This is a genomic window from Hymenobacter sp. NBH84, from assembly GCF_014217645.1.
Taxonomy (GTDB): domain Bacteria; phylum Bacteroidota; class Bacteroidia; order Cytophagales; family Hymenobacteraceae; genus Hymenobacter; species Hymenobacter profundi.
In genome coordinates, this window is sequence record NZ_CP043645.1 from 66,390 (window position 1) to 92,195 (window position 25,806).

The window sequence follows — 25,806 nt, forward strand, 5'->3', positions numbered from 1 at the left end:
CAGTTATGAAAAACGCAATCAAAACACCCGGTCTGTTTCTGACAACCGGTCTATTGCTGGCAGCCTGCAATAATTTTGAGGATCTGAACGTAGACCCGCTAGCCGCCAGCGGCGACCAGGTGCAGGTGGAATACTTCATCAACAGCGCCATCGTGAACGCGCAGATGAACCCCGACGTGGCCGAGCGCTCGTTTGTGCTGTACTGGAAAACGGCCGCGCATCAGCAGGAAGACGAGGGCCTATCCTCGGGCTCGGTAGACGACGGCTGGACCGCGGCCTACTACAACCAGGTGGCCAGCTGGCTGAACGCGGCCAACTCGGCCATTCAGATTGCCAACGAGCAAACGGCTAACGGCAAGGCCAAAGCCTACACCGCCAACCTGATGCAGGTGGCCCGCATCTGGCGCGCCTACCTCATGAGCGAGATGTCGGACAACTTTGGGCCGGTGCCGGTGGCGGCTTTCCAGGGCACGAACCCCGATTTTTCGGATACCAAAGCGGTGTACTACTACGTGCTGGAAGAGCTCAAGGACGCCAGCGCCAAGCTAGACGTGTCGGTGGTGAACCCCTCGGGCTTGAGCCAGCAGGACCCCGCCTACGGCTACGACTACGCCAAGTGGAAAAAGTACGCCAACTCGCTGCGCCTGCGCCTGGCCATGCGCCTATCGGAGGTAGACCCCAGCAAGGCCAAGGCCGAGTTTGAGGACGCCGCCAAGCAGGAGTTGATTACGGACATGAGCGGCACGTTTAAGGTGCAGGAGAAACAAGGCTGGGACGCGCTAACCGGCGTTATGAGCCGCGAGTGGAACCCGCAGTTTCTGTCGCCTACCCTCTTCAACATCTACTTCGGGCTGGGTGGGGTGCCCACCACCGCGCAGCTGCCCGCCAGCATGGCCCAGTACGTGAAGCCCGCCAACTGGATGGGCGTGCGCTACGAAGACCATTTTGCCACCGCCACCAACGACCCCTCGGCCGGCTATTGGTTCGATGGCCTACCCTACGCCATTGATCCGCGGGCGTACAAGGCCTTCATCATTCCGGGCGACTTCAACAACGAAGGCTTCAGCAACTACCCCTCCTGGACCACCAACGCCAAAACTACCAAGCGCACCCTGGTGGACGACAAAGGCGCCGTGGTGCAGACGATAGACGCGGCCTACACCTGGAACCCCGGCATCAACGGCGAGTGGGGGGCCAAGGGCTCCCGCAACAAGGTGTCGTACTACTTTGCCGGCACTATTCCGCGCCTGTCGCAGCAGTTCCGGGGTAGCCAGAGCCAGCGCATTTTCTTCGCTCCCTGGGAAACCCACTTCTTGCTGGCCGAGGCCGCCGAGCGCGGCTGGAGCACGCCCACATCGGCCCAAAAGGCCTACGAGGCAGGCATTGCCTCCAACTTCTCCTATTGGGGCCTGACTGCGGGCAGCTACCTCACCTCCGAGGATTACAACCGCGTTGGCACCTCCGTAAGCTGGACGCACACCGCCGAGCCCGCCGCCACGCACACCATGAGCTACAAGAACGGCTACACCAACCAGGCCAGCACGGTAGCTGTTGCCTACCCCACCAACAACCTGTATAAGAACGGGGCGGTGAAGAACGACCACCTGACCAAGATCATCACCCAGAAGTACATTGCCCAATTGCCGTGGCTGCCCCTGGAGGCCTGGAGCGACCAGCGCCGCCTGGGCTTGCCGTTCTTCGAGAACCCAGCTGTAGAAAACCCGCTGGTAGACCTGCCCGCCCTCACCAAGTCGAACTACATGAAGAGTGAGGTGGCCTTCTTCCCGCAGCGCCTCAAGTACCCCTCCAGCCTGCCCAATACCAACGCTAAAGGCTACGGCCAAGCGCTGGGCTTTCTGGGCGGCAAAGACAACGCCTTCACCCCCCTGTGGTGGGCCAAGAAACAGTAACCCGCTGTTGAGGGGCTGGCCGTCACGCTTGCCGTGGCGGCCAGCCATCGGAGCCCGGCTCCCTACCCCCTTCGGGCAGGGTAGGGAGCCGGAGCTGCCAGGGTAGGGGGGGGCTTTGTCCCCGCTCACCCTGTAGACACTAGATCAGTAGCGGCGCCAGGACGCCAAAAATGGATACGCGCGCAATGCCCCTCAGGCGTTGTTGCAGGGAGCCACCGCGCTATTTTTTGCGCGATGGGTAGGGTGCTGCTACGCCATTTTTATCTGAAATAATAACGATATATGGCTGATCAACAGTTTTTTAAACCAAATAAACCCCGCACTTACTGTAGCGCACACCAGGTAGTTTGCATACTCCTGCCAGTAGCCGCGGCCCCGGAAAACACGGGGAACCGAACGCTACAGCTCACGCGATAATGCACCGCCGCTGAAATAGCCCTAAGCCTGTCTTTTGGAGAAGTAGCGTGTTCTGCACGCAGTTGCGCAAAGCCCAGGCAGGGGGTAGGGGAGAAGCCGGCGAATAGCCGCGCCCCCCGGTGCCAGCGGTGTAGCCAGCCCCCCGCAGAGCACCAGCAACTGCGGCTGAAAAAGCGAATAGCTTTCCAGTGATGCGGTTAAACTCTTGGTGGTAAAGCGGCTGCGATTTCTAGAATGAATTTTTTAATGCCCTCATACCCCAACCTAATCTAACCCACGATGTATGAACTTCTACACCTTTAACCCTGAAAGGCGAACCTGCACGAAATATAGGTTCATCCAGGCCATGGCACTATCCTGTGCTCTCCTGGTTGTGGCACCGGCCAGCGGAGCCACCGGTGGCGGGCAGCCGCAGCGTGGCTCCGGCTACCTTGGCGCCGCCCCGCTGCGCCCGCTGCAACCCGTGCGCGACGCCCACCTGGCAGAGGCGCTGACCGATTTTCTGCGTACGCCGCCGGCCCTACCCTACGGGTTGGCCACGGCTCCGGCTGCCCCCATTGAGGTGCGCGGCAAAGTGGTAGACGAGAAGGGCAACGCGCTGCCGGGCACCACCGTGCGGGTGAAAGACTCTAACCTAGGCACTGCCACCGACGGCGACGGCGCTTTTGTGCTGTCCAACGTGCCCGACAACGCCGTGCTGGTTATCAACTTTGTGGGCTACAAGGTGAAGGAAGTGCCGGCCAGCGCTATGCTGGGCACCGTGCGACTGGAGCTGAGCACCGCGGAGCTGAATGAAGTGGTAGTAGTGGGCTACGGCACGCAGAAAAAAGCCAACCTGACGGGCGCCGTGTCGACGGTGGACGCTAAGGCGCTAGCCGAGCGGCCGGTGCAGAACGTGGGCCAAGCGCTGCAGGGTCTCATTCCCGGCCTAAACCTGCAGGCCAGCGGGTTGGGCGGCGAGCTGAACCAGCCGCTGAGCTTCAACATCCGGGGGGCCGGCACCATCGGCACGGGTTCCACAGGGGCCCCGCTGGTGCTGATTGACGGCATGGAGGGCAACATGAACGCCATCAACCCGCAGGACATTGAGAGTGTGACGGTGCTGAAAGACGCCGCGGCCTCGTCCATCTACGGGTCGCGCGCGCCGTTTGGCGTGATTCTGATTACCACCAAGAGCGGTAAGGCTGGCAAAACCACCGTCAACTACAACAACAACTTCCGCATCAGCAAGCCCATGGGCCTGCCCAACATGCTGGACTCCTACACCTTTGCCCGGTACTGGAACGAGGCCGCCGCCAACGACGGGCAGGGAGCTCCCTTCGCGGATGACGTGCTGAAACGCATTCAGCAGTACCAGCGTGGCGAGATTGACTACGGCACCGTGCCCAACGCCACCGGCGACCGGTACCAGTACTACACTGGTTCCAACGCCAACACCGACTGGTTTAAGGAGCAGTATAGGAGCACGTCGTTTTCGCAGAACCACAACATCAGCGTGAATGGTGGCACCGAGAAAAGCCAGTTCTATGCCTCTGGCGAATTTCTGGATCAGGGGGGCTTGTTGCGCCATTCCAACGATGGCTTTAATCGCTACTCGCTGAACGGCAAGCTTAACACCACCATCAGCAAGCTGGCCAGCTTCACCTACAGCACCCGCTACGTGCGTGAAGACTACACGCAGGCTTCGCACCAGAACGGGCTGTTCTACCACAACATTGCCCGCCGCTGGCCCACTGTGCCCGTCTACGACCCGAACGGACACTGGACCGACTCGGGCGAGATTGCCCAGCTGGAAGAAGGCGGCCGCGTGTTGAACCAGACCGACTACCTCTACCAGCAGGGCCAGCTGACGCTGACGCCGCTCAAGAACTGGAACATCATCGCCAACGGTAACTTCCGCATTACCAACCGTAACAACCACTCTGATGTGTTGCCCGTGTCGGCCTACGACGTGTCCGGTAATCCCTACCCCATTCCGGTGAGCGACTACTCGGCCGGCTATAGCCGCGCCTACGAGTACAACCAAAAAGAAAACTATTTCTCCACCAACATCTACTCCAACTACAGCTTCGATCTGAAGCAGGGCCACCACTTCAAGGTACTGGGCGGCTTCAACTCAGAGCTGACCAAATACCGTACCCTCGGCGCCTCGCGCACGGGCCTGATCACGCCCACGCTGCCTACCATCAACACGGCCACCGGCATCAGCCGGGCCGAGGAGGGGCAGTACCAGCACTGGGCCCTTGCCGGCTTCTTCGGGCGCCTCAACTACAACTTTAAGGAGCGCTACCTGCTGGAGCTGAACGCCCGCTACGACGGTAGCTCGCGCTTTGTGCGCGACAAGCGCTGGAACATGTTCCCGTCGGTATCGGCTGGCTGGAACGTTGCCCAGGAAGAATTCTGGACCTGGAGCGACGCCGTGCAGACGCTGAAGCTGCGCGGCTCCTACGGCGAGCTGGGCAACCAGAACACCAACAACTGGTACCCCTTCTACCCCTCCGTGCCCATTGGCGTGAACAACGGCAGCTGGCTGATTGGTGGGGCGCAGCCCAATACGGCCTCGTCGCCGGGCTTGGTAAGCTCGCTGCTGACCTGGGAGCGGGTATCCAGCTGGAACGCCGGCCTGGACATGGCCCTGATGCGGAACCGGTTCACCCTGAACTTCGACTACTTCAAGCGCAAAACCTTTGACATGGTAGGGCCGGCGCCGGAGCTGCCGGCGATTTTGGGTACGTCCGTGCCGCAGATCAACAACGCCGACCTGGAGTCCTACGGCTTCGAGCTGGAGGCTGGCTGGCAGGACCGCATTGGCGAGTTTCAGTATGGCGCGCGCGCCGTGCTGTCCGACGTTAAGCAGCGCGTTACCCGCTACCCCAACCCTACCGGCAACATCAATACCTGGTACGAGGGGCAGATGGTGGGCGAAATATGGGGCTACACTACGCTAGGCATTGCCAAAACGCAGGAAGAAATGAACGCCCACCTGGCTACCGTCAACCAAAACGCGCTGGGCAGCAAGTGGGGCGCCGGTGATATTATGTACGCCGACCTGAACGGGGACGGCAAAGTAGACGCCGGCTCCAGCATCCTGGGCAATACCGGCGACCGGACCATCCTGGGCAACAGCACGCCCCGCTACCGCTACAGCCTGGATTTGACCGCCAGCTGGAAGGGCTTCGACGCCCGCCTGTTTTTGCAGGGGGTAGGCAAGCGCGACTACATGCCCAGCGGCCCCTACTTCTGGGGGGCTAGCGGCGGCATGTGGCAGTCGGCGGGCTTCCAGGAGCACATGGACTTCTTCCGCGACGAGACCTCGCCCATGGTGCAGGCCGGCGTGGCCGGGGTGAACCTGGACAGCTACCTGCCCAAGCCCTACTTCAACACGGGCAAGAACCAGCAAACCCAGACCCGCTACGTTCAGAGCGCGGCCTACATGCGCCTGAAAAACCTGCAGATCGGCTACTCGCTCTCCAACCCGTTTGTGGCCAAAGCCGGGGTGTCGCGCATTCGCGTGTACCTGTCGGGCGAAAACCTGCTCACCTTCTCCAAGCTCACCAAGATCTTCGATCCGGAAAGCGTGGGCCTGAATGGCTGGAACGACGGCAAAACCTACCCCTTCTCGCAGGTATACTCCGGTGGTCTGAGCATCACCTTCTAACACGACAACCAGCATGAAAAAAATAATGCACACCAAAAAGGCCGGCGCGGTAGCGCTGCTGGCCGTATGGGGGCTGGCCGGCTGCAACGAGTTTCTGGACCGCGAGCCGCTCTCCAGCGTGACGCCCTCCAACTACTTCACCGGCGAGGCCGACCTGGCCGCCTTCACCGTAGCGCGCTACGGCATGTTTCCGACCCACAGCGGCTTCAACGTGGGCACGTTCGGCAACGACAACCACACCGACAACCAAGCCGCCAGCACCTACGCAACGCGCTGGGTGCCGGGCGAGTGGCGCGTGCCGCAGTCGGGGGGCAGCTGGGATTTCGGCAACATCCGGCAGATGAACTACTACCTGGAAACGGTAGTGCCACGCTGGAAAAGTGGTAAAATCACGGGTACGGCCACCAACGTCACCCATTACGTGGGCGAGGGCTACTTCCTGCGGGCCTACGAGTACTTCAACAAGGTGCAGGCCCTGGGCGACTTCCCCATCATCCGCCGCACCCTGCCCGACAAGGCCGCGGAGCTGACGGCCGCCTCGAAGCGCCGCCCGCGCAACGAGGTAGCGCGCTTTATCATCTCCGATCTGGACTCGGCCATTATGCTGCTGCAAACGGCGCCTCCCGGCGGCAAAAACCGCGTCAGCAAAAACGCCGCCCTGTTGTTGAAGTCGCGCGTGGCGCTGCACGAGGCCTCCTGGCTCACCTACCACCGTGGTACGGCGCAGGTGCCCGGCGGCTCGGGCTGGCCCGGTGCGGGCAAGGTGGAGAACTTCACCATCAACCTGGACAGCGAAATCGACTACTTCCTGACCCAGGCGATGGAATCGGCGAAGCTAGTAGCCGATGCCGTGCCGCTGGTAAATAATGTGCAGGACAACGGCTACAACTCCTCCTCTAACCCCTACTTCACTATGTTCTCGGATCCGAACATGGAGAAGTACTCAGAGGTGATCATGTGGCGTCAGTACGACCCTACCCTGGGCATCAACAACAACGTGAACCACTACCTCAACCAGAACGGTGGCAACACCGGCTACACCCGGGGATTGGTAGATAACTTCCTGATGAAGAATGGTTTGCCTATTTATGCCAATGCTTCCGGCTACAAGGGCGACGACTTCATCAAGGACGTGAAGACGGACCGCGACAACCGCCTGCAGCTGTTTATGAAAGCGCCCGGCGAAGTACGCCTCACCGACCGCACCAACGCCGACGGCTCGCCTGTCCTGATTGCCTACCCCGACGTTACCGGGCTGCAGGAAACCCGCGACGTGACGGGCTACAGCGTGAAGAAGGGGGTGTCGTACCTGTTTGCGCAAACGGTGGGCAGCATGGGCTCCACGGGCAGCATTGTGTTCCGGGGGGCCGAGGCCTACCTGAACTACATTGAAGCGTCGTACCTGAAGGAGAAAACCATCAACGCCACGGCCGATAAGTACTGGCGCGCCCTGCGCCAGCGGGCCGGCGTAAACACCGACTACAAGGTGACGGTGGCAGCCACCAACATGGAGCAGGAAGCGAAAAACGACTTTGCCGCCTACTCGGCCGGTCGTCTGCTCATGGACCCTACCCTCTACAACATCCGCCGGGAGCGCCGCGACGAGTTCATTGCCGAGGGCATGCGCTATACCGACCTGAAGCGCTGGAGGGCCCTGGATCAGCTCAAAGCTACGCCTTACATCATTGAGGGATTCAAGCTCTGGGGCCCCATGCAGGCTTGGTATACCGACAGCAAGGGCGCCACGCAGCTGATTGAGGCCGGCACGCCCGGCAAAACGGCCAACGTGTCGAAGAAGTCGGAAAGCCTCTACCTGCGGCCCTACCGCATCGTTCTGGCCAACACCAACCTGGTGCGCGACGGCTACCGCTGGGCCTACGCCCACTACCTCGACCCGATTGCCGTTCAGCACTTCCTGATCACGTCGTCCAACAGCGACGCGAACAGCTCGGTGATATACCAGAACCCGGGCTGGCCGCTGGAGGCCAACGTGGGCGCCCGCGAATAGCGTCGCCCTACCCTTGCTATACTTTCTCTGCCGCCGCTCTTTTTACCTCTGTATGCGGTGAAGGGCGGCGGCAGATTTTTAGGCCCTGTAGGGTTTTAAACCATCGTTGAAATGATAGAGAAAAACCTGGGTGTACATCATGTAAGGCTGCGTATGCGGCAGGGCGCTGCGCTGCTGCTGCTGGCAGCCGGTACAACGCTGCTGGGCGGCTGCGCCCACAAGGAGCTGGCGCTCCAAGGCAAGGCATCGGACTGGAAGCTGATCTGGGCCGATGAGTTTGAAAAGGACGGCGCCCCCGACCCGGCCAAGTGGGGCTTCGCCCCGCGCAAGAAGGCCGACTGGGCCTGCTACTGCGCCGATACGCTGGCTACTACCTTCGTGCAGGGCGGCCAGCTTTATATGCGCGGCATCGTGAACCGCGACCCGACGGACACCGTCAAGTACAAAACGGCCTGTATTCAGACCAAAGACAAGTTTGCCTTCAAGTACGGTAGGGTAGAGGTGCGGGCCAAGCTAGACAAAGGCAAGGGCTCGTGGCCGGCCATCTGGATGATGCCGCAAGCGGCCAAATACGGCGGCTGGCCCTACAGCGGCGAAATCGACATCATGGAGCAGCTCAACTACGACTCCGTCTTCTACCAGACCCTGCACAGCGGCTACATCGACCGTCTGAACCAAAAGAACAACCCCCTGTACTTTTCCACCGCCCCCTTTGAGGTAGGCGAGTACAACGTGTACGGGGTGGAATGGTACCCCGACCGACTGGACTTCTTCGTGAACGGCCGCAAGACCTTCACCTACCCCAAAGTGACGGGCGTAGACCCCAGCCAGTGGCCGTTTGATGAGGACTTTTTCATCATCCTGGACCAGGCTTTGGGCGGCAGCTGGGCAGGGAAAATCAAGGAGGAGGACCTGCCCGTGCAGATGGTGGTGGACTGGGTGCGCGTGTACCAGCAAAAGGACCAGCGCCGCGCCTCCTTGTAGGGGGTAGGGGGTAGGGGTAGGGGTAGGGGTAGGGTAGTAAAAAGCGAACGATATGCTGAGAAAATCAAGTGGAAATGTGCTCGTGGTGTTGCTGCCGCTGCTGCTCTGGGGCGCCGGGGCGGCGGCCCGGCCGCGGCCCAACGTCATCTACATCTACGCCGACGACCTGGGCTACGGAGATGTGAGCTGCTACGGGGCCACCCAAATCCGCACGCCCGCCCTCGACCGGCTGGCCAGCCAGGGCCTGCGCTTCACCGATGCGCACGCCACCTCGGCCACCTGCACCCCCTCGCGCTACGCCCTGATGACGGGCGCATACCCCTGGCGCCAGTCCGGCACGGGCATCCTGCCCGGCGACGCGGCCCTAATTGTGCCCACCGACAAAACCACCCTGCCGAAGCTGTTTCAGCGAGCCGGCTACGCCACGGCCATTGTGGGGAAGTGGCACCTGGGCCTGGGTACGGCGGTGAACAAGAAATGGAACCAGGCCGTGTCGCCGGGACCCAACGAGGTAGGCTTCGACTACAGCTTTATCTTTCCGGCCACGGCCGACCGCGTGCCGACCGTGTTTATGGAAAACGGCCGCGTGCTGGCCCTGGAGCCGGCCGACCCCATTGCCGTGGACTACCAGCGCAAGGTAGGCAACGACCCCACCGGCCGCGAAAACCCGGAGCTGCTGAAGATGCAGGCCTCGCCCCGGCACGGGCACGACAACACGATTGTGAACGGCATTGGCCGCATCGGCTACATGCAGGGCGGCCACAAGGCCCGCTGGGTGGACGAGGAAATCTCGACCACCTTCCTCGCCAAAGCTAAAGACTTCATTGCCAGCCACCAGCGCCAGCCCTTCTTTCTGTACTTCTCCCTCACCGAGCCGCACGTGCCGCGTATGCCGGCTACTATGTTTAAGGGCCAGAGCGCGCTGGGCTACCGCGGCGACGCCATCCTGCAGCTCGACTGGACGGTAGGCCAGATCATGCAGCAGCTGGAGGAAGCGGGGCTGGCCGACAATACCATCCTCATCTTCAGCAGCGACAACGGCCCGGTGCTGGACGACGGCTACCAGGACGAGGCCGTGACCCGGCAGAACGGCCACCTGCCCGCCGGCCCGTTGCGCGGGGGCAAGTACAGCGCCTTTGAGGGCGGCACGCGCGTGCCGTTTATGCTGCGCTGGCCTCGCCAGGTGAAGCCCGGCGTATCGGAGGCGCTGGTGTGCCAGCTGGATCTGCTGGCCTCCTTTGCCGCGCTGCTGCGCCTACCCCTCCCGCCCGGCGACGCGCCCGATAGCCAGAATATGCTGCCCGTGCTGCTGGGCAAATCCACTAAAGGCCGCCGGCAACTGGTGGAGCAGGGCGCTACCCTGGCGCTGGTGCAGGACGGTTGGAAGTACATCAAGCCCAGCCAGCTGGCGGCCTACAACCCGCTGACCGGCATTGAAACCGGCAACGCGCCCGAGCCCCAGCTCTATCACCTGCGGGAAGATATCGGGGAGCGAAATAATCTGGCCACCCAGCACCCCGACAGGGTGCAGCAGATGGCGGCTGAGCTACAACGAATTACCAAAAATAAAGAGCAAAAGTAGCCAGCCGGCGCTGCTGATCCGCTTTTTGCCGCGCAACCTGTGGTCTCTGTTTATTCTTAGAAAACCCTACCCTATGAAACACCTGCTTGTATTTATCACCCTGCTGTGTGGCCCCTACCTGGCGGTAGCCCAGCAGCCGGCCCCGAAAAAGCCCAACATCATCATCATCGTCTCCGACGACCACGCCTACCAAGCCATCAGCGCCTACGGGCAGGGACTGATGCCGACGCCCGCCATCGACCGCATTGCTAAAGAAGGTGTGCGGTTTGATAAGGCCTACGTCACCAACTCCATCTGCGGCCCCAGCCGGGCCGTAATTCTGACGGGGAAGTACAGCAACAAAAACGGCTACAAAGACAACGAAACCTCCAGCTTCGACCCCCGCCAGAACTCCTTTGCCAAGGAGCTGCGCAAGGGCGGCTACCAGACCGCCTGGATTGGCAAGTACCACCTGGGCCACAAGCTGGAGGGCTTCGACCACTGGCAGGTGCTGCCGGGGCAGGGCGAGTACTACAACCCCGACTTCCTGATGATGGACGGCAGTACCAAGCGCATCGAGGGCTACGTGAGCACCGTGACCGAGGATCTGGCCGAGAGCTGGCTCGACCAGCGCGACAAAGACAAGCCCTTCTGCCTAGTGATTGGGCACAAGGCCACCCACCGCGTGTGGCTGCCGGATGAGCAGGACTACGGCCGCTTCGACGGCAAGACCTTTCCCATTCCGCCCACCTTCTACGACACCTACGCCGGGCGCAAGGCCGCCCAGCAGCAGGAAATGTCCATCGCCAAAGACATGCAGATGGGCTACGACCTGAAGATGTTTGCCAGCTACGACAGCGTGCGCGAGGGCGCCGTGAAGCGCATGAACGCCGCCCAGCAGGCCAGGTTCCGGGCTTATTACGAGCCCATCAAAAAGGACCTGGATGCCCGCAAGCTCACCGGTAAGGCGCTGGCCGAGTGGAAGTTTCAGCGCTACATGCGCGACTACCTGAGCACGGCCGCCTCCCTGGACCGCAACATCGGCCGCACGCTTTCCTACCTCGACAACCACCAGCTGAAAGACAACACCATCGTGATTTACCTCTCCGACCAGGGCTTTTACCTGGGCGAGCACGGCTGGTTTGACAAGCGCTGGATGTACGAGGAGTCGTTCCGCACGCCCATGGTGATGCGCTACCCCGGCGTGGTACGGCCCGGCACCGTGTCCGATGCCTTCGTGCTGAACCTCGACATCGCCCCTACCATGCTCCAGGCCGCCGGCCTGCCCGTGCCTCCAGACATGCAGGGCGAGTCAATGCTGCCGCTGCTAACGGGCGCCAAGGCCAAGGGCCGCGACGCCATGTACTACCACTACTACGAAAACGGCGAGCACGCCGTGTCGCCGCAGTTTGGCGTCCGCACCCGGCGCTACAAGCTCATCCGCTTCTACAAGCGCGTGAACGACTGGGAGCTGTACGACCTGCAAAAGGACCCGCAGGAAATGCGCAACCTCTACGGCCAGAAAGGCTACGAGAAGATAACGACTGACCTGAAAAAGCAGCTCAGCAGCCTGATTGACAAATACGAAGATGACGAAGCCCGGCAGCTGATGACGGCGAAAACCGCCGCCCGGTAGCCAGTACCCCGGCCCCCACAACCTACCCAACGCCTTGCGTTAACCCTATTGATAATGTCGAAAGAAACGATCCGCTACCTGGCCGTCGTGCTTTTCCTGTTAGCCGGCCCCGGCGCCTGGGCGCAGGCCATGTACCCTACCCCCCACCAAAGCGAGGTAGGGCCGAAGCGCTTTCCCGTGGCGGGTGCCCTGCAAATCAAAGGGTTGCCTCAGGGCGAAGCCCCTACCCGGCAGCTGCTGCAGGAGTTGGCCCCGCCGCAGGCCGGCCAGAAAGGGCCGCGGCTGCAGGTGGTGCGGCTGAAAGGCGGGGATGCCCGCCAGCAGCGCTCGGGCGCCTACACGCTCCGCCTCACGCCGGCCCGCATCACCATCGAAGCCTACGACGACCGCGCCGTGTTTTACGCCGCGCAGACGCTGCGGCAGCTGGCCCAGAAGGATGCGGCCGGCCGCGTGACCCTGCCCGAAGGCACCATCACCGACTACCCCGACGTGGCGTACCGCGGCACGGTGGAAGGCTTCTACGGGGAGCCCTGGAGCCACCAAGACCGCCTGGAGCAGCTGCGCTTCTACGGCCGGCTGAAGCTGAACACGTACATCTACGGCCCCAAGGACGACCCCTACCACTCCTCGCCCAACTGGCGCAAGCCCTACCCTGCGGCGGAGGCCGAACACCTGCGGGAGCTGGTGCAGGAGGCCCGCCGCAACAAGGTGGATTTCGTGTGGGCCATCCACCCCGGCAAGGATATTCAGTGGAACCAGGCCGACAGCAGCGCCATTCGGGCCAAGTTTGGGATGATGTACGACCTGGGCGTGCGCGCCTTTGCCGTGTTCTTCGACGACATTTCCGGCGCGGGTACCGATGCCCGGATGCAGGCCAACGTGCTCAACTTTTTGCAGCGCCAGTTCATCAATGCCAAAAAGGACGTGGCCCCGCTCATCATGTGCCCCACCGAGTACAACAAGAGCTGGGCCAACAAAACGCCCGGCACTTACCTCGACATCCTGGGCCAGCACCTTGACCCGGCCATCCGGGTGATGTGGACCGGCAACAAAGTAGTGGACGACATCACCCGGGAAGGGCTGGAATGGGTCAACAAGCGCATTCAGCGCCCGGCCTTTGTGTGGTGGAACTTCCCGGTGAGCGACTACGTGCGCAACCACCTCTTGATGGGCCCCTCCTACGGCCTCGATACGCAGGCGGCGGCGGATATGTCGGGCTTCGTGACCAACCCCATGGACAAGGCGGAAGCCTCGAAGCCGGCCATCTTCGGCGTGGCGCTCTACAGCTGGAACATGCAGGCCTACGACCCGCAGCGGGCCTGGGAGGCTGCCAGTGAGTACGTGCTGCCCGGCGCTGCCGAGGCCTTCCGGACGTTCAGTGCCCACAACAGCGACCCCGGCCCCAACGGCCACCGCTACCGCCGCGACGAGTCGGCGGCGCTGGCGCCCTACCTGCGCACGTTTCAGGAAGCCTACCAGAAGGGGCAGTACGCCACCGAGGCGGGCAAGCGCATCGGGGAGGAGTTTGGGCGGATAGCGAAGGCTCCTGCCGCCATCAGAAGCAACGGCCAGAACGCCCGGCTGACGGAGCAGCTGGCGCCGTGGCTGCTGCAGTTTGCGCTGCTGGGCCGCGCCGGCCAGCACGCCCTGACCGTGGCCGAGCACCACACCGCCCACCAGCCGGCCGCCACCTGGGCCGCCTACCTCCCCCTGGAAACCGTGCTCGACAGCATGGCCACCGTGAACGCGACGCTCAACCAGAACCCCTACCAGCCGGGCGTCAAAACGGGCTCCCTGGTGCTCATGCCTTTTATTGAAGGAATCTTCGCGCAGTCGGGTAGCTACCTGCTGGGCAGCAGCCCTACCCCGGCGGGGGTAGGGAAAGAGGCCAGCGCCGCCTACAGCCAGAGCCAGAAGCTGGGCAGCCAGCCGCTGCTCTACAGCAACGCCGGCCTGGCCTACTCGCCCCTGCTGGAGGTGGCCTACCTCGACAGCGGCGAGTACATCGGCTTCCGGCCCGCCGCCGCCCTGCAGGCCACCGGGCTGCACTTCAGCCTGGGCAGCAACAGCCTACCCACCTGGGGCACGTTCGAGGCTTCGCGGGATGGCCGGCAGTGGGTGCAGCTGACGCCTACCCAGCAGGGCGGCAAAGGCAGCGTGCCCCTGAACGACCCTACCCTCCGCTACGTGCGCCTGCGCAACACGTCCGCTAAGCGGCAGAACTTCTCCCTCAAGGAATTCCGGCTGGCGGTGCAGCCCGCCACCGGCAGCGACCAGGCCGTGTTTGCCCACGATGGCAGCATCCGCACCTACCAGCCGCTTACTCAGCAGCAGCCGGTGGCCGTCACGCTGCCGCCGGAGCTGAAGGGCGCGGACCTGGCGGTACTGGCAAAAACCAACGGCGGCACCCTCACCATCAGCGGCACCAAAAACGGCCGGCAGCAGACCCTCTACCGCGGCAGCGACGACTACATCCGGCTGCCGGCCGAACAGCTGAAAAGCGTGTCGGCGCTGACGTTCTCCACCGATGGCCGCCAGCCGGCGCGCCTCTACGAGCTGGTGCGCCAGCCCGCCAGCTAGGGTATGAATAGTGTCCGGACGAAATATAGAAACTCAAACCTTGTCTGGCTGACGCTGGCACTTACGCTGGTGAGTACGGCTGTTTTCGGGCAGGGGAAACCGGGCATACCCGTGCCCAACCGTCAGCAGCTGGCTTGGCAAAAGGCGGAGTTGGGGGTAGTCTTCCACTACGACCTGCACGTGTTCGATGGACAGCCTTACAATCAGCCGAGCAACCGCACCACGCCCGTGCCGGATTATAACATATTCAATCCTACCCGGCTGAATGTGGAGGCAGTGGGTGCTGGCAGCCAAAGCGGCCGGCGCCCGGTTTGCCCTCCTCACGGCCACCCACGAAACGGGCTTTGCTCTCTGGCCATCCGAGGTGAATCCCTATTCGGTGAAAGCACTCAAATGGCGCAGTGGGAAGGCCGATATTGTGCGGGAGTTTGTGGATGCTTGTCGGGAGCACGGGCTGGAGCCGGGTATCTACCTGGGCATCCGTTGGAACTCTTTTTTCGGCGTCCACGACTTTAAAGTAGCCGGCACCGGGCAGATGCAGAGGAGTCGTCAGGCCTACTACAACAAAATGGTGGAGGGCATGGTGGAGGAAATCTGCACCCGTTACGGTCCGTTAGTCGAGATATGGTTTGATGGCGGAGCCAGCAGTCCCGACAAAGGCGCGCCGGACGTGCTGCCCATTGTTAAGAGATATCAGCCTAACTGCCTCTTTTATCATAATGACCAACTGGCTGAAGCCCGTTGGGGCGGCTCGGAGAGCGGCACGGTAGGCTACCCGTGCTGGGCCATCTTCCCTTACGTTTCCACCGGGGCCGGCGAAAACCTCCAGAAGGATGGCTTTGCACTGCTCAAGCACGGCGACCCAACGGGCCAGTATTGGATGCCTGCCATGGCGGATGCACCCTTGCGGGGCTACAATGGCCGCCACGAGTGGTTCTGGGAACCCGGCGACGAAAAGCACATCTATCCGGTCGCAGACCTGGTGGACATGTACTATAAATCCGTGGGCCGCAACGCCACGCTTCTGCTTGGCCTCACGCCCGACACGGCCGGCCTGATGCCAGCCGCGGATGTAAAGCGCCTGCGCGAGTTTGGGGAGGAAATAAAACGCCGCTTCAACAATCCGCTGGCTAGGACAAAAGGCAAAGGCAAACGCCTGGAGATTGCCCTACCCAAAGCGCAGCCGGTAAACCAGGTCGTGCTGCAGGAAGACATTGTAAAAGGCCACCGCGTACGACGCTTTAGCATACAAGCGCAGGTAGGCGGCGGCAAGTGGCAAACGGTGGCTGCTGGTACCGCCATCGGGCAGAAGTACATCCAGTTGCTCAACGAGCCGGTGGTAGCCACGAAGCTCAGGCTACAAATAGACGAGTCGGTGGCCGAGCCAGACATTGCCAGCTTCACCATTTTTCAGGTTGAGCCTGTTAAAAAGTAAGCTTCATTATAGTTTAAAACCATCTTCTCTTGAAAAAGCTCCTCCCCCTTATCTGCCTGATTCTGCTGACCGTTCTGGAAGCGGGCGCGCAGGAAATTAACATCATTCCGCGCCCCAACCGCCTGGTGGCGGGCAAGGGCCAGTTCGACCTCGGCAGCGCGCCGGCTATTTACTACGCCGCGGCGGCGGAGCGGGAAGCCGGCTTTCTGCAACGTGCTCTGCAGGAGCGCTATACGCTGCGGCCGACCACCACGGCCGGCAAGGCCAGGAAGGGCAGCATCAGCCTGGAGGTGAGCCCCAAGCAGGCGGGCGCGCTGGGCAGCGAAGGCTACCGGCTGAGCGTGACGCCCCAGCAGGTAACGGTGCAGGCCGCCACGGCCGCAGGCGTGCACTACGGCGTGCAGAGCCTGCTGCAGGCCGTGGACTCGTCGGGCAAAAGCCCCTTTGTGCCCGCCGTGGCCATCGAAGACCAGCCCCGCTTTGCCTGGCGTGCCTTCATGCTGGATGAGGCCCGCCACTTCAAAGGCAAGCAGGAGGTGAAGCGGATGCTCGACGAAATGGCCCGCCTGAAAATGAACACTTTCCACTGGCACCTGGTAGACGACCAGGGCTGGCGCATCGAAATCAAGAAGTACCCCAAGCTGACGGAGGTAGGCGCCACGCGCCGCAGCACGCAGGTAGGGCCCGCTAAATGGAAAAGCACCAAGCAGTCGGGCGAGCCGCACGGCGGGTTCTACACCCAGCAGGATGTTCGGGAACTGGTAGCCTACGCCGCCGAGCGCCACATCACCATCGTGCCGGAGATAGAGATGCCGGGCCACGCCAGCGCCGCCTTTGCCGCCTACCCCTGGCTGGGCACGCGAAACGAGCAGGTGGAGGTGCCGGTGCTGTTCGGCCGCTCGTTCGACGTCTACAACGTGGTCAGCCCCAAGGTGCAGGAGTTTTTGCGCGATGTGCTGCTGGAGGTGTTTGCGCTGTTCCCGTCCAAGGTCATCCACATCGGGGGCGACGAGGTGGACTACGGGCCCTGGGAGAAGTCGCCGCAGGTGAATGCCTACATGAAGGAGCACGGCATCAAAACCTACGCCGACCTGCAGGTGCAGTTCACGAATGGCATTTCCCAGTTCATTGAGCAGCACGGCCGCCGCATGATGGGCTGGAACGAGATTATGGGCATCAACATCCACCCCGACTTCGAGGAGAAAAAAGCCGACGCCAACGCCGAAACCGAGCTGGCCAAAAACGTGGTGGTGCATTTCTGGAAAGGCGACGTGAAGCTCATCACCCAGGCCGCCTCCAAAGGCTACCAGGTGGTCAACTCAATCAACGGCATGACCTACCTCGACTACGACTACAGCTCCATTCCGCTGCAAAAAGCCTACGGCTTCGACCCGGTGCCGCAGGGGCTGGCCAAGGAGTACCACGCCAACATCATCGGCACGGGCTGCCAGATGTGGAGCGAGTGGGTGCCCACCAGGGGTGAGATGCACTACCAGGTGTTTCCGCGCATCGCCGCCTACGCCGAGGTAAGCTGGACCAACCCCGCCCGCAAGGACTACGACCAGTTCCGCAAGGCGCTGCTGCCGCTGCTGAAGGTATGGGAGAGCAAGGGAATCTACTTCGCCCCGCTCGCGGATGCGGAGGCGAAGAAAGCGCAGTAAAAACCGTGCGTCCCAGGGATAAACCCCAGGCTACGGAGCGGCTTCGCGTGCCGTGCGTCCCAGGGCTGAAGCCCTGGGCTAATCAGCGGGGCACAAGACGAAACCGCTCCGTAGCCCAGGGCTTCAGCCCTGGGACGCAGCGAACGAAACCGCTCCATAGCCCAGGACTTCAGCCCTGGGATGCAGCGAACGAAACCGCTCCATAGCCCAGGGCTTCATCCCTGGGATGCACGGCACGCGAAATCGCTATAAAACAGCCCGTTATAAAGAATGACTGATGAGAAATAAATGTAGTCTGCTGATTCTGTACCTCCTGCTCGGACTTGGCTTCCGGGCACAGGCGCAGCAGGCGCCCATTATTCCGCAGCCGGCTGGCTTGGAGCTGAAGCCGGGCAGCTTCACGCTCGACGAGCGCACCAGCATTCAGTTTAAGCGCGGCAACAAGGAGCTGGCGGCGCTGGCGCAGTACCTGGCGGACCACGTGCGGGATATTTCGGGCTACACCCTGCCGCTGAATAAAAAGACGCCCTACACCATCGAGCTGGCCCTGGGCAGCCTGCCCGGCCTGGGCGACGAGGGCTACCAGCTGCGGGTGTCGCCTACGGGTATTGTGGTGAAAGGCAACACGCGGGCCGGCGTTTTCTACGGGCTGCAGTCGCTGCGGCAAACCCTACCCCCCGTGCGCACCAACGCCCCGCTGACGGTGCCGGCGATGGAAGTCGTTGATTCCCCGCGCTTTGCCTGGCGCGGCATGATGCTGGACGTGAGCCGTCATTTCTACACCGTCCAGGACATCAAGGAAATCCTCGATTTGCTGGCCCTCTACAAGATCAACACCTTCCACTGGCACCTGACCGACAACGAGGGCTGGCGGCTGGAAATTAAAAAATACCCCCGGCTGACCAAGGTAGGGGCCTGGCGTCAGGAGCTCCCCGGCAGCGTGTTCTACAAGCCCGACTCGGCCTACGTGCCGCCGCTCACGGGCCGGCCCTACCCCTACGGCGGCTACTACACCCAGGCGCAGGCGCGGGAAGTGGTGGCCTACGCCCAGGCGCGCAACATCACCGTCGTCCCCGAGATTGAGATGCCCGGCCACTCCGGCGCGGCCTTGGCCGCCTACCCCCGGCTGGCCTGCATGCCCCACCCGCAGCCCGTGCCCAACGCTACCCTGTGGAGCGGCGGCATGCAGCAGGACCGCTTCAACCTCAACTACTGTCCCGCCAACGACAGCGTGTTCGTGTTTTTGCAGGACGTGCTCAGCGAGGTGATGGACATTTTTCCGAGCCAGTACCTCCACATCGGCGGCGACGAGGTAGACAAAGACGACTGGAAAAAGTGCGCCGGCTGCCAGGCCCTGATGCAGCGCGAAGGCCTCAGGGACGAGGACGAGCTGCAGAGCTACTTCATCAAGCGCATCGAGAAATACGTGGTCAGCAAGGGCCGCCGCATCATTGGCTGGGATGAGATTCTGGAAGGCGGTCTGGCCCCGGAAGCCACCGTGATGAGCTGGCGCGGCGAGAAAGGCGGCATTGCCGCCGCCCGGCAGGGCCACGATGTGGTGATGTCGCCCAGCAACCCGCTCTACTTCAACCGCTACCAGGCCGGGCCCGAAGGCGAGCCGCTGGCGGGCAGGTACTCCATCAATACCCTGGAAAAAGTGTACGCCTACAACCCGCTGCCCGCCGCCCTCAGCGGCCCGGAGCAGCGGCACGTGCTGGGCGCGCAGTTCGCCATCTGGACCGAGTTCATCTCCTCCCGGAGCCACCTGGAATACATGCTGCTGCCCCGCCTGCCCGCCTTCGCCGAAACCCTCTGGACCCCGCCCAACAAGCAGAATTTCAACAACTTCACCGACCGCCTGAACCAGGGCCACTTCAGTGGCTGGGAGCAGCAGGGCATCCGGTTTCACCCGCTCCACTACCGCAGCCGCACCCACGAAGCCACCCGGCAGTAGGTTTCTTTTTAGCTGTTAGCTGATGGCTGTTAGCTGTTAAGTAGTGAGTTGGGAATAAGCGCACATTAACATGAATGTAAATCCTTGTTAGTCAAGTGGAAAGATAACAGCTAGCAGCTGAAAACTACCAGCTTATTACTTAGTACATCGTCTGGCTCCCCTCCCCCGCAGGAAGTCGCGCATCAAGCGAGGGTGGGCCGGGGGTGGGGCTGAACGAACCACGCATCCCAACCAGAAACACATGAAAAAAGCCATCTTCCTCCTCCTCCTACTCTTTGCCACCTCCCCGGCGTGGGCGCAGCAGAAGCAGCCTAATATCATCTTCTTTCTGGTGGATGATATGGGGTGGCAGGATACTTCGGTGCCTTTTTGGGAGCAGCCGACTCCTGCCAACAGCAAGTTTCATACGCCCAATATGGCGCGGCTGGCGCGGCAGGGCGTCAAGTTCACCAATGCCTACGCGGCCTCCATCTGCACGCCCACGCGCGTGAGCCTGCTGACGGGCATGAACGCCGCCCACCACCGCGTCACTAACTGGACCAGCGTAAAAAACCAGCGCACCGACCACCTCGACGACGACCAGCTGCAGCCCCCGCAGTGGAACATGAACGGCCTGAGCCCTACCCCCGGCGCGCCCTACAGCGTGCACGCCACCACCCTGCCCGAGCTGCTCAGCCGGGCCGGCTACTACACCATCCTGTCGGGCAAGGCGCACTTCTCCGTCTACGACGCGCCGGGAGCCAACCCTCTGAATCTGGGCTTTCAGAAGAACATCGGGGGTAGCGCCATCGGTAACCCCGCCTCCTTTCTCTCGGAGCAGGAATACGGCAACCTGCGCCACGAGCAAAAGGCCGTTCAGGGCCTGAAACCCTACTGGCACACCGGCACCTTCCTGACCGACGCGCTGACTACGGAGGCCATCAAGGCGATGGACACGGCGCAGATCCGGCGCCAGCCCTTCTTCCTCTACCTGGCCCACTACGCCGTGCACCTGCCCTTCGACCCCGATAAGCGCTACATCGACAAGTACCTGCAAGCTGGCCTGGCCGGGCCCGAAGCCGCCTACGCCGCCCTGGTGGAAGGCATGGACGCCAGCCTGGGCCGCCTGCTCGACTACCTGGACGAGCGCAAGCTGACCGACAACACCATCGTGGTGTTTATGTCGGACAACGGGGGCCTGACCCGAGACCCGCGCAGCGGTCCGCCCGACACGCAGAACTACCCCCTGCGGGCGGGCAAAGGCTCGCTCTACGAGGGCGGCGTGCGCGAGCCGCTGCTGGTGCGCTGGCCCGGCGTAACCCGGTCCGGCACCGTCAACAGCCAGTACCTCATCATCGAGGATTTTTTCCCTACCCTGCTGGAAATGGCGGGCGTGGCGGACTACAAAACCGTGCAGCCGGTGGACGGCCGCAGCCTCGTGCCCTACCTGCGGCACCCCGGCAAGCGCGACAACCAGCGGGCGCTGATCTGGCACTACCCCAACAAGTGGTACCCCGGCCCGGCCGGCATCACCAGCTACGTGAGCGCCATCCGGCAGGGCGACTGGAAGCTGCTGTACTTCGCCAAGCCGGGCCGCCTGGAGCTGTATAATCTGAAAAACGACCTCGGCGAGCAGCACAACCTGGTCGCCACGAACCCGAAGAAAACCCGGCAGCTGGCCCAGGAGCTTACCCGCAAGCTGAAAGCCTGGGATGCCCAGCTGCCCCTCTACAAAAGCACCGGCCAGCCCGTGCCCTACCCCGATGAGGTGGCCGGCAGGTAGGCCACCAGGCAAACCAGCAACAGGGTAGGGCTCCCCGCCTCGCCCGCCCTACCCCCTTAAAAACGCAAAAGACCCATACACATGATCCGACCCTCCCATTCACCGCCCCGTAGCGACGCATCCTTGCGTCTCACCGTTGACAGAAACCCCCAATCGGCGCCTACCGCGTCGTTCAACGAGTCGTGCAGCGACAAGACGCAAGGATGCGTCTCTACGGCTTTTTTGGCGGCGCTTGCGGCGGGCCTGCTGCTGGCCACCGGCTGCGCCCAGCGCCCGGCGGCCAGTGCCGGCAGCTACGCCGTTATTGCGCCGCAGAGCACCGAGGCCGATATTATTCGGCAGGCGGCCCGCGTGGTGCCTGCCCCCCGGCAGCTGCGCTGGCAGCAGCTGGAGCTGACGGCCTTCTTTCACTTCGGCGTCAACACCTTCACCAACCGCGAGTGGGGCACAGGCAAGGAAAGCTCGCAGATCTTCAACCCCACCCAGCTCGATGCCCGCCAGTGGGTGCGCGTGGCCAAGGAGGCCGGCATCAAGCAGGTGATTCTCACGGCCAAGCACCACGACGGCTTCTGCCTGTGGCCCAGCAAGGACACCGAGCACTCGGTGAAAAACAGCCCCTGGAAAAACGGCCATGGCGACGTGGTGCGGGAGGTGGCCGACGCCTGCCGCGCCGAGGGGGTAGGGTTTGGCATCTACCTTTCGCCCTGGGATATGAACTCGCCGCTGTACGGCACCCCGGCCTACAACGACTTCTTCATCAACCAGCTCACGGAGCTGCTCACCAACTACGGGCAGGTAGACGAGGTGTGGTTTGACGGGGCCAACGGCGAGGGGCCCAACGGCAAAAAGCAGGAGTACGACTTCGCGCGCTGGTACGCCCACATCCGCAAACTGCAGCCCCAGGCCACCATTGCCGTGATGGGCCCCGACGTGCGCTGGGTAGGCACCGAAACGGGCTACGGCCGCGAAACTGAGTGGAGCGTGGTGCCCGCCGACAACCTCGACCAGGCCACCGTGGCGGCCGGGTCGCAGCAGGCAGTGGCCTTCAAGCCCCAGGGCGACATGCGCGGCGCCGTGCTGGGCGGCCGCGAGCAGCTTCGCAACGCCAAGGGCCTGGCGTGGTATCCGGCCGAAACGGACGTGTCCATCCGTCCCGGCTGGTTTTACCACCCCGCCGAAAACGACCAGGTGAAGTCGCCGGAAAAGCTGCTGGATATCTACTACAACTCCGTGGGCCGCAACGGTGTGCTGCTGCTCAACATCCCGCCCGACACCCGCGGGCTTATTCACGATAGCGACGTGCGGGCCCTGCAGGGCTGGAAGAAGCTCCGCGACGAAACCTTCACCCAAAACCTGGCCGCCGGCGCCCGCGTGCAGGCGCCCGGCCGCCGCCCCCAGGCCCTGCTCGACGGCAAGTATAACACCTACTGGACCACCAGCGGCCGCGATACCGCGGCCGTGCTGGAACTGACGCTGCCCGAAAGCCGGACGTTTGACGTGCTGTTGCTACAGGAAAACATCGCCGTGGGGCAGCGCATCGAGCGGTTCGCGTTGGAAGTGCAGCAGCAGGGGCAGTGGCAGCCGGTGGCTGAGGGCACCACCGTGGGCTACAAGCGGCTGCTGCGCTTTGCGCCCGTCACGGCCTCCAAAGTGCGGCTGCGCATTCTCTCCTCGCGGCTCAACCCTACCCTCTCGGAGCTGGGCCTGTACAAGGGCCCCACGAACTGAGGGCCGGGCGCAAAAGCAGAACGTCGTGCTTCATCCGGCGCCTGCCAAGCCGCGGCACGATGACGTGGAAAAGTGTCAAAAATATTAAAAATCAATTGATTACCAGTACAACAGCATGAAAAATTCAACGCTCCTCTACCTCCTTCTGCTAGCCCCGTCGCTGGCACTGGCCCAGCAGCAACCCGTAGTCAGCATTGTTCCGGAGCCCGTGCAGCTGCAGCTGGGGCAGGGGGGCTTCACCATCGACGGCGGCACCACCGTGCGGCTCGACAACGCGCGCCGGGAGCTGGCGCCGGCCGCCGACTTCCTGGCCGGCTGCATCCAGCGCATTTCCGGCTACGAGCTGCCCCGCAAGGGCAAGGCCAGCAACGCCATTCGCCTCAGCCTCGAAAACGTGCCCGGCGTGGGGGAGGAAGGCTATAAGCTGGCCGTGTCGCCGCAGGGCATCCGCATCAGCGCCAACACCAAGGCGGGCATCCTCTACGGCATGCAGTCGCTGCTGCAAACCCTGCCCCAGGTGCGCACCAACGCCGCCCTGCTGGTGCCCAGCATGCAGGTGACGGACTACCCGCGCTTTGCCTGGCGCGGCATGCACCTCGACGTGAGCCGCCATTTCTTCCCGCCCGCCGCCGTGAAGGAGTACATCGACCTGCTGGCCAGCTACAAGATGAACCGCTTTCACTGGCACCTGATTGACGACACGGGCTGGCGCTTGCAAATCAAGCAGTACCCCAAGCTGACGGAGGTGGGCGCCTGGCGCGTGGACCAGAACGACAAAGCCTGGGACCAGCGGCCCCAGGCCCAGCCCGGCCAGGCGCCCACCTACGGCGGCTACTACACCCAGCAGCAGGTACGGGAAATTGTGGCGTATGCCGCCGCGCGCAACGTGACGGTGGTACCCGAGATAGAGATGCCCGGCCACGTGGCCTCGGCCATTGCCGCCTACCCCGAGCTGAGCTGCGAGCAGAAGCCCCAGCTGCCGCTGACCGGCGGCAACTACACCGGCATCTCATCCAACTACTGCCCCGGCAACGAGGCGGTTTACACTTTTCTGGAGAACGTGCTGGACGAAACGATGGCCCTGTTTCCGGGCAAGTACATCCACATCGGCGGCGACGAGGTGGACAAATCCAGCTGGAAGAAGTGCGCCCGCTGCCAGGCCCTGATGAAGCGCGAGGGCCTCAAGGACGAGGACGAGCTGCAGAGCTACTTCATCAAGCGCATCGAGAAGTACGTGGTGAGCAAGGGCCGCCGCATCATCGGCTGGGATGAGATTCTGGAGGGTGGCCTGGCCCCCGAGGCCACCGTGATGAGCTGGCGCGGCGAGAGCGGCGGCATCGAGGCGGCCCGGCAGGGCCACGACGTGGTGATGACCCCGGGCAAGCCCGTCTATTTTGACCAGTACCAGGCCGGGCCGGCGGGCGAGCCGCTGGCCATCGGCGGCTTCAACACCCTCAAAAACGTGTACGACTACGAGCCCGTGCCCAAGGAGCTCACGGCCGCGCAGGCCCAGCATGTGCTGGGGGCGCAGGCCAACCTCTGGACCGAGTACATCACCACCGTCAACCAGGTGGAGTACATGGTGCTGCCCCGCATGCTGGCGCTGGCCGAGGTGGTGTGGTCGCCCAAGGAGAAGCGGAGCTGGGAGGGCTTCAGCGCCCGCCTGCCCTACCACTACAAGGGCTTCGGGCAGCGCGGCCTTAATTACAGCCCCGGCAACTTCACGGTGGCCATCCAGCCCATAGCGCAAAACGGGGCCCTGGCGGTGGCTCTCTCGGCGGAAGTGGTGGGCGCGCCCATCTACTACACCCTCGACGGCAGCGAGCCAACCGGGCAAAGCACGGCGTACAGGGGCCCAGTTCCCATCACGTCGTCGGTCACGCTGAAGGCCGTGACGGTCGTCAACGGCCAGGTAAAGGGCGTGGTGCCGGCCGCGCAGTCGTTTGCCGTGCACAAGGCCATCGGCCGCAACGTCACCTACCGCAACCCCATCAGCAAGTACTATCAGGCCGAAGGCCCCAACTCGCTCACCGACGGTGTGCGCGGCACCACGGCGGTGGGCAAGCACTGGCACGGCCTCAGCGGCAACGACCTGGTAGCCACCGTGGATCTGGGCGCGCCGCAGGCGGTGAGCAACCTCACGCTGGGCTGCCTGCAAAACTACCGCGACTGGATTTTTATGCCCCGGCAAGTGAAGTTTGAGGTGTCCACGGACGGGACGAACTTCAAGGAGGTAGGCACGGTGCAGAACCAGGTGTCGGTGGACGAGAAGGATGCTACCATCCGCGACTTTACGGCTTCCTTCCCTACCCAGCAGGCGCGCTACGTGCGCGTGACGGCCAAAAACCTGGGCGCCAACCCCAAAGGCCACCCCGGCGAAGGCAAAGCCCCCTGGATTTTTGCCGACGAAATCATCGTGAAGTAGGGACAACGGTATTCAAAAAGTAAAAAAGAACGTCATGCGGCGACAAGCGCCGCATGACAACCTGCCTATTTTCCGGCTATTGCCTGA

General features: G+C 62.8%; 12 protein-coding genes and 1 pseudogene. All 13 read left to right on the forward strand.

Annotation, left to right across the window (positions count from 1 at the left end):
• Positions 1–5 precede the first annotated feature (5 nt).
• The 13 genes and pseudogenes from F1C16_RS20300 (at position 6) to F1C16_RS20360 (ending at position 25,719) form a co-directional block, all read left to right on the forward strand.
• Positions 6–1,910 (forward strand): SusD/RagB family nutrient-binding outer membrane lipoprotein, encoded by a 1,905-nt coding sequence (locus tag F1C16_RS20300; protein ID WP_185284541.1) that lies wholly within the window; start codon positions 6–8, stop codon positions 1,908–1,910.
• Positions 1,911–2,673: 763 nt separating this feature from the next.
• Positions 2,674–5,985, forward strand: coding sequence for a TonB-dependent receptor (locus F1C16_RS20305; RefSeq protein WP_258049159.1), 3,312 nt, complete (start codon positions 2,674–2,676; stop codon positions 5,983–5,985).
• Between the two features lie 13 nt (positions 5,986–5,998).
• Positions 5,999–7,993: a RagB/SusD family nutrient uptake outer membrane protein gene (locus F1C16_RS20310; RefSeq protein WP_185284543.1), complete on the forward strand. Its 1,995-nt coding sequence runs from the start codon at positions 5,999–6,001 to the stop codon at positions 7,991–7,993.
• A 111-nt stretch (positions 7,994–8,104) separates the two neighbouring features.
• Positions 8,105–8,977 carry a glycoside hydrolase family 16 protein gene (locus F1C16_RS20315; protein WP_185284544.1) on the forward strand — a complete coding sequence of 291 codons (873 nt, stop codon included), beginning with the start codon at positions 8,105–8,107 and terminating at the stop codon, positions 8,975–8,977.
• A 52-nt stretch (positions 8,978–9,029) separates the two neighbouring features.
• Positions 9,030–10,559 (forward strand): arylsulfatase, encoded by a 1,530-nt coding sequence (locus F1C16_RS20320; protein WP_185284545.1) that lies wholly within the window; start codon positions 9,030–9,032, stop codon positions 10,557–10,559.
• A 73-nt stretch (positions 10,560–10,632) separates the two neighbouring features.
• A complete protein-coding gene (locus F1C16_RS20325; protein WP_185284546.1) occupies positions 10,633–12,174 on the forward strand; it encodes a sulfatase in 1,542 nt (513 codons plus the stop codon).
• Positions 12,175–12,228: 54 nt separating this feature from the next.
• Positions 12,229–14,754 carry a beta-N-acetylglucosaminidase domain-containing protein gene (locus F1C16_RS20330; protein WP_185284547.1) on the forward strand — a complete coding sequence of 842 codons (2,526 nt, stop codon included), beginning with the start codon at positions 12,229–12,231 and terminating at the stop codon, positions 14,752–14,754.
• Between the two features lie 3 nt (positions 14,755–14,757).
• Positions 14,758–16,189: pseudogene (locus F1C16_RS20335) on the forward strand (alpha-L-fucosidase).
• Positions 16,190–16,218: 29 nt separating this feature from the next.
• Entirely contained in the window at positions 16,219–17,850 is a 1,632-nt protein-coding gene (locus tag F1C16_RS20340; protein WP_258049161.1) for a beta-N-acetylhexosaminidase, read from the forward strand.
• Positions 17,851–18,127: 277 nt separating this feature from the next.
• Positions 18,128–19,804, forward strand: coding sequence for a beta-N-acetylhexosaminidase (locus tag F1C16_RS20345; RefSeq protein ID WP_185284548.1), 1,677 nt, complete (start codon positions 18,128–18,130; stop codon positions 19,802–19,804).
• A 241-nt stretch (positions 19,805–20,045) separates the two neighbouring features.
• Positions 20,046–21,566 (forward strand): sulfatase, encoded by a 1,521-nt coding sequence (locus F1C16_RS20350; RefSeq protein ID WP_185284549.1) that lies wholly within the window; start codon positions 20,046–20,048, stop codon positions 21,564–21,566.
• A gap of 222 nt (positions 21,567–21,788) precedes the next feature.
• Positions 21,789–23,294: an alpha-L-fucosidase gene (locus F1C16_RS20355; protein ID WP_374940611.1), complete on the forward strand. Its 1,506-nt coding sequence runs from the start codon at positions 21,789–21,791 to the stop codon at positions 23,292–23,294.
• Positions 23,295–23,409: 115 nt separating this feature from the next.
• Positions 23,410–25,719, forward strand: coding sequence for a family 20 glycosylhydrolase (locus F1C16_RS20360; protein WP_185284551.1), 2,310 nt, complete (start codon positions 23,410–23,412; stop codon positions 25,717–25,719).
• Positions 25,720–25,806 lie beyond the last annotated feature (87 nt).